Here is a 12315-nt window from a genome sequence, read left to right as displayed (position 1 = left end):
AGGCCGTTTCCATGTCCGACGTCACCCCGCGCGTTTCCGCACTGCCGCCTCGGTGGATGCCGATAGGCGACGATCCCGAGCTGTGCTCGGCGGGCCAGTGGTGGGATGCCATACGCGCTGTGGAGATCACCGGTCGGCGCGCGATCGAGCTTCTCCGCGAGGACGGCGCGACGATCGGTCCGGTCATCCTTGATCCCGGAGGGCCGGAGCCCCGCCTGTACTTCCTTGTGCCGCCCGGCACGGCCGCCGACTGGGAGGAGCCGGGAACGGTTCCTCTCGGGCAGAAGTGCCACGTTGTGGTGCCGCCCGCCGGCGCCACGGAGCCGCCCGGGCTGCACTGGCACGTCGTCCCCCGAGCCCCCAGGTCGCTCACACAGCCCGGTCCGCTGTGTAAGGCCCTCAGCCAGGCACGCAGAGAGCGCAGCGGTCCGGCGGAGACCACGGATTCCTGATGTCCCTGAACATCTCCCTCGTCCTGCTGCTCGGAATCGTCCTGGTCGTACTGATCCGAGGCGGCTCCCTGAAGGCTGGGCCCGTGGTCGTGAGCGTGCTCTTCGGGTTCTTCCTGGCGGGCACGTCGATGGCGCCGGAGATCAATCGGCTGGTCTCCAGCGTTGCGGACATGGTCGGCCAGATTCGGTTCTAAGGCACCGCCCGTGCCAGCGGCATGCACCGTCTCATTCAGGTGCGACGGCAAACCAGCCGTGTGGTCGGACCGTGGCAGCGCTCCGAAGAAGTGGTGGAGGTCAGCGCAGCCCTGCGAAAACCACAGCCGCCGCCGTGCCGCCCAGGATGGCCCCCGCGATGACCTGGGCTGTGGTGTGGTCGCGGAGTGAGACACGGGACCAGCCGACGGCGGCGACGCCGAGGAAGAGGAGGGCGGCCCACCAGCCGTAGGCGATGGTGATGACGACGGCGACGCCGGAGGCGACGGCGGTGTGGACACTGACCTTCCACCAGACGGTGACTGCCATGGTCAGCAGCAGGCCGGCGATCATGGCGGCGACCAGGGCGACGACCTCGCGGGGCGCGTCGAGAGCCAGGAGCAGGCCCGTCCCGACGAGGACGGAACTGAGGGTGACGAAGAGCGGTGTCCACCGCTGGGAACGAACCTTGAGGTGCTTGTCCGTCCAGCGGCCACGGCGGACTCCGGCGACGATGTAGGCGATCGGCAGGCCGCCGCAGAAGGCGCCGGCCAGCAGGCCCCAGCCTGCACCCGCAAGGGAGTTGGTGGAGTGCGAGCCGATGACCAGCAGGACGCCGATGACCAGGTTGGCGGGCGCCAGGACCTCGGTGACGAGGCGGGCGGATCGCCTCTCGGCAGCAACGGCGGCAGTGGGTGGAAGCTGGGTGGCGGTGGTCATGCCGGTGTCTCCTCAAGGTGGGCGCGGAGGAAGTCCTGCGTGGCGCGAGAGCGGTAGGCGGTGCTGAGCGTGGTGAGGGCGCGGATCTCGGTGGCGAGGTCGCGGCCTCCGCTGGCGGGGGGCATGGGTTCGCCGGAGCCAGTGGTCGCGCCGCGGAGCCGTTCCTCGCGGGCGACGGCGAGCCAGCAGGCCTCGGCGGTGATGTCGGCGTGGGCGCCGATGAAGCCGAGGGAGGTGGCGTGGTCGTAGGAGCGTCCACGCAGTTCCGCCGGTGCGTAGTCGGCGAGAGTGAGGATCGAGTCGCGGATCTCGATGGTGCGTCGGTACAGCCGGTCATGTGTACGCAGTGGGTTGGTGGCGTCGGCGGCGCGGCTTGGCGGGGTGTCGAGCCGCGTCTCCGGGACGGCGTCGGTGAGGGTGCGCCACAGGGGGTAGAGGCTGACGAGCTGCCAGTGGGACCGGACGCGGGCGAGGACGCGTGGGGCGGCAGGGAGGGTGCTGCCCAGCACGATCAGCAGTAGGGCCAGGAAGAGCAGGCCCGTGCTGAGCACGTGGTTGACGTGTTCGCCGAGCAGATTGCTACCGACGTAGTCGATGAACAGCACGGCGACGCGGTGGAGGGCGTATATGAGGCCGACGGCGGTGCCGGTGCCGATGAGGATCAGCCCTCTGCCGACGAGTCCGCTGTCGGGGCGGCGCCCCCAGCGGAAGCAGAGCAGCGTGGCGCTGAGCAGGGCGGCGCCGAGGTGGGAGGTCCATATGACGCCGTACGCGAGGATCGTGGCGTGGTCGGCGTAGTCGGCCAGGAGATCCTCCGCCTCGCGAGGCTGGGGCGTGGCGAAGAAGCAGGCAGCCAGCAGGACGACCGTGACGGCAGGCACGGCCCTGTGCAGCCCGGATACGCGCATCCCGGTCTTCGACTCGGCCATGTCGGCGACGAAGGTGAGGACCGATGCCGCCGCCACGGTCCCGCAGATGTGCTTGATCAGGAACGACAGGTTGGTGACGTGCAGGTGCTCGTCGACCGCCGACGCGATGGCGACCGGTCGAACTGTCATGGCCGCAGCGAGTGCTGCGAAGGCCAGCCAGAGACTGAGTCGCTCGGGTCTCCGGAAGGCGGAGGGGGCACGCCAGAGGGTGACGGCCCAGAGCAAGACGGCGGGTATCGCATCAATCATTTATCAATCATTTGTGGGGGAGTCTCAGGAGTCGCTGAGCGCGGCATTGAGCCGACGCAAGGTGCTGGGGGTGGTCCGGTCGCCGTTTCCACGCAGAGCGGCACGGGTCGCGATGAGGCCGGCGAGCGTTTCCGCGCTCCGCTCCTCCTCGGTCTCGTAGCTCGTGCGACCAAGGACACCCGTCACGAGGTCGGCGTCGAGGTGATGGAAGGCGCGGCCGAGGGTTTGGTGAGGGGTGTGGCCGAGGAGCATGTGACTGACCTCGTGCAGCACGATGTGGTCCCGGTGGAGAGGGCTGGTGGCGTCCTCCACGAGGATGTGGTCCGCCTTCTCCGTGGCGAGCCAGGCTCCGCAGGGCAGTTCGTCACCGGTGATCGTCGGGAACGCGTGCAGGTGGATAGGACGGCCGCGCTTCTTGGATACGCGGGCGAGCAGTTCCTCGATCTTGAAGGGGTCCGGAAGGTCGAGATCGTCCAGGATGGATTCGAGCCGGATTCCCTGATCTTGGGCAGGCGTCGAACGACCGGACTTCATCTGCCCTCCGACTCCCACACTTCTCGAACGCGCGACTCACTGCCGCGATGCCGTGGCGAGTATATGGATCATTTCCGGTCGCACATCTGGAGGGTTGCTGATTGCGCCGGTCAAATACGGACAATTACTCGCAAATGGGGTGAGGGTTCCATCGCTAATGGGCATCAGTTCATGTCATCGTGATGTTTGCCACTGGAATTCATGTCAGTGATCGAATTCTCGTCGGGGGCCCCGAGGCCTTCGAGTTCACGGGCGCGTTCGATGAATTCGGAAATGATCTTGAGGCTCTTGTCGGAGAGCCCGGATGCGCGCAGGGCAACTGATCTCACGCCTGCATCGCGCAGGGCGGCGAGCGCGTCGAGTTCGGCGGCGATCTTCTCTGATTCGTCGTCGTTGAAGAAGTAGGCGGGCTTTACGCCGAAGAAGGTGGAGAGGGCCTCGAGGTGTCGCTTCGTCGGGTTGTCCTTGGCGCCGGTTCGCAGCTGCCAGATATAGCTTGCGGAGATCGTCGGGCCGCCCTGCCGACGGATGCCTGACGCGACCTCTTCGTAGGCGTACGGGCCGCGCCCCTTTGGGTGCACGGTCGTGAACAGGCGGTCCAAGCGCTCGGCGAGCGTGCTTCGGGCGCCGTCCTGCTGGGTGCTTAGCTCGTTCTCGTGGTCCATCGGGGCGGTCCTTCGGTCGCGTTGCGCCTTTACTGAGGTGGATGGCGATCCCGTTCTCATTTTCTTGGGTTGACAGCGGCGCCCCATCTGAGTCTAGGGTGACCATCGTGCCATCCACTCACGAAAACGGTCCACCTTGCAGCCGCACGCGGGTGCCTGGGAGCGGCAACTCCCGGGCATCGGACGCACGCCCTCGATCGAACGTCGTCGAGGATCCGCGACTGTGTGTCCAGCTTGCAGCCGACACGGCGCAGCTCCGTCCATGAGGGCGACATATCTGATGCACCCACCGGCCCTCACTGGTGCCGTTTCCGGTCGCGCTGTGAGCCCTGAACGTCCGCCGGCCTGAAGTACGTGTCGAGTTGGCGTCGAATCGGCCCTGTGCCCGCTGTGCGCTGGAGTGTTGACCGCCGTCTGCATATGTTGCTGGTCCCTCGGCGGTACGCGCCGGCACCGGGCTCAACACATGGGAGGAAAGAGGACAACCCAAGCGTGCCACGGACGCGCTTCCTCCAGCGGAAATGAAACCGGCGCCCAGAAGTTAGCCGCTTCCGGACGCCGAGCCCGCCACCTCAAGGGGGCGGAACCATAACTGGAGCGGGTCGGCTGACCTTTTCGACGAGAACGGCCGCCCCACTTCACCTACGAGTGAGGAATTCTCGCATGCCCGAGTCCCGGAACGGAAGGGCGCACACCGCCCGGCCCGTCCAGGTCACCGACCCTGCCACCGGATCCCGCCAGCGTCGCCTGGCCACCCTCCTCGCGGACATGGTGCCCAGTGCTCGCACCATCCGCGTCTCGCAGCGTGAACCCGAGCGGACCTGGCCCAGCCCCCACGCCCGCGCCTACGACGAGCAGGGCAGCCTTGTCGCCCTCAACCGGGCCCAGGGCCTGACGGCCGCACGCTGGGTGATGCGCACCCACCCCGAGGTGAACTGGAACGAGGCACACGATCTCGACCTCGCCACCGGTGTCCTGCGCCCCGCCACCCAGGCGTACACGATCGCGGACGGGAGGCGCTGACCGTGGCACGGATCCGAACCTTCAAGCCCGAAGCCTTCACGTCCGAGTCCCTGGCGCAGGTGAGCGTCTACGCAGAACGGACCTTCTTCGGCCTGATCAGCCGGGCCGACGACCACGGCCGCCTCCGTGACCAGCCCGCCGCGCTCTGCGGAGAGCTCTGGGCCGTTCGTGGCGGGCGCACGCCGGTCGATGTCGAGGACGACCTGATCCAACTCGCCGCCGCCAACCTGATCTGCCGCTACGAGGATGACGAAGGCAAGCGGTACCTGCACATCGTCACCTGGCACCGGCACCAGAAGATCAACCGCGCGAGCCGCAGCCGACTCCCCGAGTGCCCGAAGCACGGCGCCGGGAAGCCGAAGTCGGATGCGTCGCAGGCTCACGGAGACGTCCCGGAGTCCGCAGTGAAGGCTCACGGAGAACTCACTGAGAACGCACGAATCCCCGCCGAATCCTCCGGAACGCGCGAAACCGCAGGTCGCGAGGCGTTCAGTGAGTCCTCACTGAACACTCACGGAGGGAGCGCTGAAGCCGCGGTGAACCCTCACCCCCTGGATCTAGGACCTAGGAACCTGGATCTAGGAACTTCTTCCCCTTCGGGGGGCGCGAGCGCCCACGCACCGGAGACCACCTCGGCCCAGCAGCTCATCGCTGAGTACGCCGCGGCCTGTGCACATCGCCCGCCCAGCGGCGTCCTCGGTCACCTCGGCCGCGAGACGACCAAGCTCCTCGCGGAGGGCATCGAACCCGGCCACATCCGCGCCGGGCTGGCCCTCCACCGCGCCAAGGGCCTGCACCCCAGCACCCTGCCGAGCCTCGTCCACGAGGCCATGAACGCCACCCGCGCCGGTTTGGTCCGGCCGGAATCCCGGCCTAGCGTGCCCGGTCACCGGGCCTGGGCCAATCCCGCCGACCCTGCCGCCGCCTACGCCGAGGAGCTGTGATGCGCGACTACGACGCCCAGCCCGTCGGCGGCATCGCCCGCCGCTTGGCCCACATCCTGACCTCGCGTGGCCTCGACCCGAACGCCAAGCTCACCGACCTGGCGGAACCCCTCCCCGCGCTCCAGGCGGCCCAGGCCCGTATCCCGGCCCGCTACCGTGCCGCCGTCGCCGACCACCCGGCCGTCGCTGCCTGGGTCCGCGAAGTCGCCGAGGGCGGACGTCCGGGGCCCGAAGGCGCACCGGGGCTCGCCGAGGGCCGCTCGCTGCTGATCGTCGGCACGACGGGAACGGGCAAGACGTACCAGGCGTACGGGGCGGTCCGCTCGCTCCTGATCGCCGGGGTCCGGCTGCGCTGGAAGGCGATCACCGCTGCCGACCTGTACGCGGAGCTGCGGCCCCGCCCCGGCCACGACGGCGAGCGGGAGCTGATGGACCTGGCCCGCTGCCCGCTGCTGATCATCGACGACCTCGGTGCCGCGAAGACCAGTGAGTGGACCGAGGAGATCACGATGCGGCTGATCAACCGCCGGTACAACGCGATGCTCCCGACCTTGATCACCACCAACCTCGGCATGGCCGATCTGCGGGCCCACATCGGTGACCGCGTCGCCTCCCGTCTCACTGAGATGACCGACCGGGTCATCCTCGACGGCCCCGACCGCAGACGTGCCCTCGCGGCCGAGCGGCGCCGTATCGCCGCCGCCAGCGCCTGACCCTGCCCCGCGACGGCCGGCACCGGCCCGCCTTCATCACCTGCACCAACCCCCAGGCCGCCCCTGCCCAAACGCGACCCGGGGGGATACGGAGACATCCCCATGCACCGCACTGACACCCCGCAGCCCCGAGCTCTCGGCGACCACACCTGGCGCGACCGGGCCGCCTGCCGCTCGACCACGCACCACCAGGTCGACCCCGAGCTCTTCTTCCCCGAGCCCGACGAGCTCGACCGCATAGCCGCCGCCAAGGCCCTGTGCGCGCAGTGCCCGGTCCGCAGCACCTGCCTCGACGCCGCCCTCGAGAACGGCGACCGCGACGGCATCCGGGGCGGCATGACCGAAGAGGAGCGAGAGGCCCTGCACAGCAAGTTGGGGGGCCGCCTCAGCTACTCCCGCGTCAACGAAGCCCTGGCCGGCCGCGACATCCACCTCACCAAAGCCGAGCGGAAGGCAGTCGTCCGCGCCGCCTACCAGGCCGACATCCCCGCCGAGCAGCTAGCCCGGATGCTCAAGGTCACCGAGGCGCACGCCGGGAAGCTCTACCGCCGCACCCGCCGCGAGATCCGCAACCGCGCCGTCGACCAGCAGAAGAAGGCGAACGAGGCAGCGAAGACGCCCGGCAACGCCCCCCAGGTCCTGAAGAATCCCGCCGCCAAACTCCCGGCCCGCGACGACCTCGGGACGGCGGCGTGAGCCACATCGCGCCGGTACCGGCGCGGATCAACGGCTGGGACCGGGCCGCCGTCGTCGCCCTCGGCGGCGCGGGGTGCGCGCTCTCGTACGACGCCCTGCAGCAGATGGCCACCGCGATCCATGTCCGAGGATTCTTGACCTTCCTCTTCCCTCTGGTCATCGACGGATTCATCGCCTACGGAGTGCGAGCCCTCCTGGTCCTGCGCACCGCCCCGCTCGCCGCCCGCTGCTACGTGTGGACGCTGTTCGGTACCGCGACCGCCGCAAGCATCTGGGCCAACGCCCTGCACGCCGTACGCCTCAACCAGCTGCGGCCCGGCAGCGCAGGGCTCCGGCTCGGCGACGTCACCGTCGGCGTCCTGTCCACCCTGGCGCCGCTCGCCCTGGCCGGAGCCGTCCACCTGTACATCCTCATCGCCCGGCGGGCAGCTGAGGGCGAGCTGTCCGGACACCCGGAGACGCCCGGTGTCCGGACGGATCGGGTCACCGATGACCGTCCGGACACCTATCCGGTCCGGCGCGGACGAGGGCCAGCACCGGTCGCCTCCGGACACCCCGCCGAGTTGCCCGGCCCGGACACTGGCCGCGCGGCGGTCACCACGGGGCCGGACACCCTGGAGGCGCATGCCCCGGACATCCTGTCCGGACAGCGGGGGAAGCCGGTCGAGCCGGAACCCGAGCACGACGGCCGCGACGCTGACCAGGGCGGACACCCCGTCCCCAGACCTCGCCAGGTCCCCCGCCTGCACTTGGCCAAGCCTCCGGTCACTACACCGGACGCCGCCCAGGAGACCGGCCCTGCCAACCGCTCGGACACCGGTGACCGCAAGTCGGCCCCGGTCACCGACGAGCAGCTTCTCGCGATCGCCCGCCAGGCGGTCACAGAGGCAGGCGACCTGACCCGGAAGGTCGTCGCGGACGCCATCCGCGGTCACGGACACGGCCTCGGGAACGACCGGCTGACCGTCCTGATGCAGCACCTCCGCAAGGAAGCGGAGCAGGCTGCGGACACCCGGACCGCCTGACCGGACCGCCCGCTCGGCGGGTGCGCCGGCCCGTCCACCGGACCGGCGCACCCGCCGAGCACACGACTCCCTCCCGCCCCACACATGCACTGGAGCCGCCACCATGCGCACCATCTCGGCCACCCGAGCCGAAGCCGACGCCTGGATCACCGTGCTCAGCCGGTACGGACACCTCCACCACGCCGAACCCGGCCCCGACGAAGCCTGGACCGTCCAGCGCACACCCACGAGCACACCCCGCACCCTCCACCACCCCGTCCTCGCGCTCGACTTCGTCGCCGAGGTCCTGCGCGACGTACGCCGCGACCCCTCCGGACTGCCCCGATGACGCCCACCGATCCGACCTCCGCCCCCGCTGACCTGGGGGAAGGTCACTGCCCGGCACGAGGCCGAGCAAGCTGTACCTTCCGAAACTCCTCCGCAGCCACGGGCCGCGGAGGAGTTTCGGAAGGGCTTGCCCCCACCCCCCAGGGGGCGGGGGAGGCCCGGCACCAGGGGGAGCCAGGCCGTGGGGCCGCGACCGAGGGCGGATCGCAGCCGGAGGGGGAAGAAGCCGCGCGTTCCGCGCCGCGTACGCGCCCCCGCCTGCGCCAGAGCGTGCACCGCGACCAAGTCCGCAGCGTCCGCCTGACCCGCGACGAACTCGACATCGTCAAGCGCGCCGCCGAATCCGTCGGCCTGAAGACCGCCGGGTTCCTCGCCGACGCCGCGGTTGCGGTCGCCCAGGCCCAAGGCGACTCCAGGGCATGGCTGTTGGACCAGCGCGGACGCGTCGAGGAGCTGATGTCCGCCAGCGCCCAGCTCGGCCGCGCCGGTAACAACCTCAACCAGGTGGCCCGCGTCCTCAACTCCGGCGGCCGGCCGGAGTACGCCGACGACGCGGTCGCCCGCGTTCTGCGCGCCGCCGCACGGGTCGAGGCCGCCGCCATCGAGATGGCGAGGCGCTGACACCGTGGTCCCGGACATCTCCACCGGCAGCCGCACGTACGGACTCCTCGCCTACCTCTACGGACCCGGCCGCCGGGACGAACACACCGACCCGCACCTCGTCGCCGCCTGGATGCCGGAACTCGCGCCCGACCCCGGACGTGACCCGGCTGCCACCCTCAAGCAGCTCACCGACCGGCTCGACCTCCCCGTCCTTGCCCTCCCCAAGGACCGCCGCCCCGCCCAGCACGTCTGGCACTGCCCCGTCCGCACCGCCCCAGGCGACCGGCACCTCACCGACGCCGAATGGGCCGAGGTCGCTCGCCGCATCGTCCACGCCACCGGCATCGCCGAGGAAGGCGACGACAAGGCGTGCCGCTGGATCGCCGTACGCCACGCTGAGGACCACATCCACATCGTCGCCACGCTCAAACGCGAAGACGGACGAAGCCCCCGCCGGCACCAGGACGGCATCCGCGCCCAGGCCGAATGCCGCAAGATCGAAAAGGAGTGGGGCCTGCAGATCCTCAACGAAGGCGACCGCACCGCCGCCCAACACCCCACCAGCGCGGAACGCGCCAAGGCGGAGCGCACCGGCCGCACCGAACCGCCCCGTGAAACGCTGCGTGAGCACGTCCGCCAGGCGCTGGCCGGCGCCGCCGACGAGGACGAGTTCTTCCGCCGTCTCACCGAAGCCGGACTTCGCCTCGAAAAGCGTGTCGCCCCCTCCGGAGACATCCTCGGTTACAAGGTCGCCCTGCCCGGCGACCGCAACCGTGACGGCGCGCCCATCTGGTTCCCCGGCTCCCGACTCGCCCCCGACCTCTCCCTCCCCAGGATCCGCCAACGCCTCGCGGACGGACCGCCCGAGGACGAGCCGACGACCGCCACGGGCCACCAAGGGTCCGCTCGCCCAGCCGGTGCTCGCCGAGACGCCACTCACGTCGCCGAGCAGGCCGTCACCGTACTTGCCGGGGACGACGACGCGGCAGGCGCCGCTCAGCTCATCGGCGTCGGCGAACTCCTCGACGCCGTCGCCCAGACCTCCCCGGCCTCCACCCGCAAGGAGCTCGCCGAGGCCGCCCGCGCGTTCGAACGCGCCACCCGTTCCCACACCCGCGCCGAGCACGCCGACCACCGCGCCCTCCGCTCCGCCGCGCGCGGCATCGTCCGAGCCGGCAACGCCCTCGGCAAAGGCGAGGACGGCGGCACCACAGCGATGCTCCTGTCCACGATGGTCCTCGTCACGATCGCCGCCATCCGCTGGCACTCCGCCCGCGGCCACGCCCAGCAGGCCGCTGCCGCCCGACAAGCCGCGCAGCACCTGCGTGCCGCCTACCAGACCGCGTCCGCCACGCCCATGAAGGCGATGCGAGAACAGGGACGCCGACTCCCCGCCCCCGTACGCGATCGGTACGCCGACACCGTGGAAGCCGCCCTGCCCGGGCAGTCCGACCACGTCCTGCGCGAGCCTGGCTGGGACGCGCTCGCCGCCACCCTCGCCCAAGCCGAACGAGTGGGACACGACCCCGACGCACTGCTCCAGCAGGCGATCGAATGGCGCGAGTTGGAGACCGCCGACAACGTCACCGACGTACTCGTCTGGCGCCTGCGCCGCATGGGGAAACTGCCCGCCACCGTGGACCTGCCCGGCACACGCGCGCACCCGCGGACACCCCCGCCGCAGCCCCGATCCCCGAAGCAGCCTGCGGCCGAGCCCACAGCCCGCCACGACACGAACAGCACCCGCAGGCCGGGCCCACGGCGCTGACCAGCACCTCAAAGCGCTGGACACCCACAGCCAACGCTGTTAGGGCTGGTCAACAAGAGGACGAGGAGACGATGCCAATGCTCAGCGAAGACCTCCGGACCCGGAGAGCCGTGTTGCCGGAGACGGCAGCCGACGACCCCTTGCTGAGGCTCCAGCAGGAGACGCGGCTCGGCGACGGCATCATCCGCCTCCGCGCCACCACCCACCCGGAGGAAATCCGCATCGGCGGCATCCTGGTTAGGTGCCCGAACTGCGGAGCCCGACGCGACTGGATGGTCATCTGCGACCGCAACAAGATCAGCATCCGCTGCCGATGCGCGCACCAGTGGGTCGAGCCCGAACTGACGCGCGCGGACTACGACGCGATGATCGACGTCGGCGGCCAGGACTATCCGAGCCTGGAGGCCGCCGCCCAGGCCGTGGGGTACGACGGCACGCTCGTCGGCACGTATCTGTCGGAGCGGCGGCCCGAATAGAAGCCTGCCCGTGGCATCAATGCCCCTGGCCGGACGAGAGCTCTACACGGGCGAGCCTTTCAGGCGGTGCAGGGACGCTCTAGGAACGAGCCTGATGCGCGGGTGATGTGCATCGAGGCTCGTGGAACGAAACGCGCCGAGGGCTGCCCCAATTGGGACAGCCCTCGGCGTTCGAGATGCATCGTGGAGTCAGGCGTCAGCAAGGTGGTTGGCGAGGTGCAGCGCGTCGATGGCCACGGACAGCGCTGTGTGCAGACCGATTACCTCCAGCAGCGTGGGATGGACGACCGGGGTCCAGTCCCCGCGAAGGTTCGGCCACGTGGCGAGGGTGACGTTCGCTGAGGTCAGGCCGAGGTAGGCGGTGACGTCCATCCCGCCGGAAGGGGCGAGTTCCCAGGACAGCCGAACGGAGCCCGGACGAAGAGGAGCGCGGTCTTGCGCGGACACCCAGGTCGTGCGAGCCGGCTCGGTGGCGCATCGGGGCACGGAGCGGACGAGAGCACCACGTACGCCTGGAGGCATAGGGCGTTGGGCGACATTGCCGAGGAGCAAGGGCGGGCCCGGAGGGTTCTTCGCGCCCGCCGCGAACTGCGAGCGTGACCAGCGGTTCACACGTCGGCCCAGACGAGCTGAGTGCGGACTTCAGTTGGCAGCACGCCCTCTTGGCCGTTCTCGGCAAGGTAGACAGCGCCGTTCGGGCCGCTGATCTCGATGACGTGACCGATGCGGTGAGTCTGGGGCCAGTCCGGGTTGATGGCCAAGTACGCGGGGAGATCCGGGTCGACTGCCCGGAGCTGGTGGATCAGTTGGCGAACGGTGATCTCGCGAGGCAAGAGAGACTCCTGAGTTGGTGAAGGGGGCGGCGTAGGTCAGACGCAGGCGCAGTGGCGGTTGGGGAAGGCGATGACTGGCTGTTGCTCATTCGGCCGTGATGCTTGACGGTCGAACGGGGGTGCCAGCCGGGTCCACCTTCGAATGATCATTTAGCGGTCCGCGCAT

General features: G+C 69.9%; 17 protein-coding genes. 11 read left to right on the top strand and 6 right to left on the bottom strand.

The window, feature by feature from the left end:
* Positions 1–11 precede the first annotated feature (11 nt).
* Together ABZ826_RS28100 and ABZ826_RS28095 are read left to right on the top strand one after the other, a co-directional pair.
* Positions 12–452, top strand: a complete 441-nt coding sequence (locus tag ABZ826_RS28100; protein ID WP_361454058.1) for a hypothetical protein — start codon at positions 12–14, stop codon at positions 450–452.
* The gene (locus ABZ826_RS28095) at positions 452–646 is read left to right on the top strand and encodes a hypothetical protein (RefSeq protein WP_361454055.1); all 195 of its coding nucleotides are present in this window, start codon (positions 452–454) and stop codon (positions 644–646) included. Before ABZ826_RS28100 ends, ABZ826_RS28095 begins: the two co-directional genes overlap by 1 nt.
* 100 nt (positions 647–746) lie before the next feature.
* On the opposite strand, the gene ABZ826_RS28090 is transcribed toward ABZ826_RS28095, so the two are convergent.
* The 4 genes from ABZ826_RS28090 to ABZ826_RS28075 all read right to left on the bottom strand — a co-directional run bounded on the left by ABZ826_RS28090 (position 747) and on the right by ABZ826_RS28075 (position 3741).
* Positions 747–1364 (bottom strand): hypothetical protein, encoded by a 618-nt coding sequence (locus ABZ826_RS28090; protein WP_361454052.1) that lies wholly within the window; start codon positions 1362–1364, stop codon positions 747–749.
* Positions 1361–2542, bottom strand: a complete 1182-nt coding sequence (locus tag ABZ826_RS28085) for an MAB_1171c family putative transporter (protein WP_361454049.1) — start codon at positions 2540–2542, stop codon at positions 1361–1363. The genes ABZ826_RS28090 and ABZ826_RS28085 overlap by 4 nt, the downstream gene beginning before the upstream one ends.
* A gap of 24 nt (positions 2543–2566) precedes the next feature.
* Positions 2567–3076 carry a hypothetical protein gene (locus tag ABZ826_RS28080; RefSeq protein ID WP_361454046.1) on the bottom strand — a complete coding sequence of 170 codons (510 nt, stop codon included), beginning with the start codon at positions 3074–3076 and terminating at the stop codon, positions 2567–2569.
* A 164-nt stretch (positions 3077–3240) separates the two neighbouring features.
* A complete protein-coding gene (locus tag ABZ826_RS28075) occupies positions 3241–3741 on the bottom strand; it encodes a helix-turn-helix domain-containing protein (RefSeq protein ID WP_361454043.1) in 501 nt (166 codons plus the stop codon).
* A 663-nt stretch (positions 3742–4404) separates the two neighbouring features.
* Here ABZ826_RS28075 and ABZ826_RS28070 point away from each other — a divergent pair.
* From ABZ826_RS28070 to ABZ826_RS28030, 9 genes are all read left to right on the top strand, one after another.
* A complete protein-coding gene (locus ABZ826_RS28070; protein WP_361454040.1) occupies positions 4405–4764 on the top strand; it encodes a hypothetical protein in 360 nt (119 codons plus the stop codon).
* Positions 4765–4766: 2 nt separating this feature from the next.
* A complete protein-coding gene (locus ABZ826_RS28065) occupies positions 4767–5708 on the top strand; it encodes a hypothetical protein (protein WP_361454038.1) in 942 nt (313 codons plus the stop codon).
* The gene (locus ABZ826_RS28060) at positions 5708–6421 is read left to right on the top strand and encodes an ATP-binding protein (protein WP_355108796.1); all 714 of its coding nucleotides are present in this window, start codon (positions 5708–5710) and stop codon (positions 6419–6421) included. The genes ABZ826_RS28065 and ABZ826_RS28060 overlap by 1 nt, the downstream gene beginning before the upstream one ends.
* Positions 6422–6523: 102 nt before the next feature.
* Positions 6524–7117 (top strand): WhiB family transcriptional regulator, encoded by a 594-nt coding sequence (locus ABZ826_RS28055; RefSeq protein WP_361454035.1) that lies wholly within the window; start codon positions 6524–6526, stop codon positions 7115–7117.
* Positions 7114–8142 (top strand): DUF2637 domain-containing protein, encoded by a 1029-nt coding sequence (locus ABZ826_RS28050; RefSeq protein WP_361454033.1) that lies wholly within the window; start codon positions 7114–7116, stop codon positions 8140–8142. The genes ABZ826_RS28055 and ABZ826_RS28050 overlap by 4 nt, the downstream gene beginning before the upstream one ends.
* A gap of 103 nt (positions 8143–8245) precedes the next feature.
* On the top strand, positions 8246–8470 hold the full coding sequence (locus ABZ826_RS28045) for a hypothetical protein (RefSeq protein ID WP_361454030.1): 225 nt from the start codon (positions 8246–8248) through the stop codon (positions 8468–8470).
* A gap of 269 nt (positions 8471–8739) precedes the next feature.
* A complete protein-coding gene (gene mobC, locus ABZ826_RS28040; protein ID WP_361454027.1) occupies positions 8740–9090 on the top strand; it encodes a plasmid mobilization relaxosome protein MobC in 351 nt (116 codons plus the stop codon).
* Between the two features lie 4 nt (positions 9091–9094).
* Entirely contained in the window at positions 9095–10840 is a 1746-nt protein-coding gene (locus tag ABZ826_RS28035) for a mobilization protein (RefSeq protein WP_361454024.1), read from the top strand.
* Between the two features lie 77 nt (positions 10841–10917).
* A complete protein-coding gene (locus tag ABZ826_RS28030) occupies positions 10918–11316 on the top strand; it encodes a hypothetical protein (protein ID WP_361454021.1) in 399 nt (132 codons plus the stop codon).
* A 189-nt stretch (positions 11317–11505) separates the two neighbouring features.
* Here ABZ826_RS28030 and ABZ826_RS28025 read toward each other — a convergent pair whose 3' ends face one another.
* Both ABZ826_RS28025 and ABZ826_RS28020 read right to left on the bottom strand, forming a co-directional pair.
* Entirely contained in the window at positions 11506–11688 is a 183-nt protein-coding gene (locus ABZ826_RS28025) for a hypothetical protein (RefSeq protein ID WP_361454018.1), read from the bottom strand.
* 236 nt (positions 11689–11924) lie between these two features.
* Positions 11925–12149: a hypothetical protein gene (locus tag ABZ826_RS28020; protein WP_361454015.1), complete on the bottom strand. Its 225-nt coding sequence runs from the start codon at positions 12147–12149 to the stop codon at positions 11925–11927.
* Positions 12150–12315: the final 166 nt, after the last annotated feature.

It is taken from the genome of Streptomyces sp. NPDC047515, from assembly GCF_040643055.1.
GTDB lineage: Bacteria > Actinomycetota > Actinomycetes > Streptomycetales > Streptomycetaceae > Streptomyces.
This window is presented reverse-complemented; position numbering and strand designations above follow the sequence as displayed.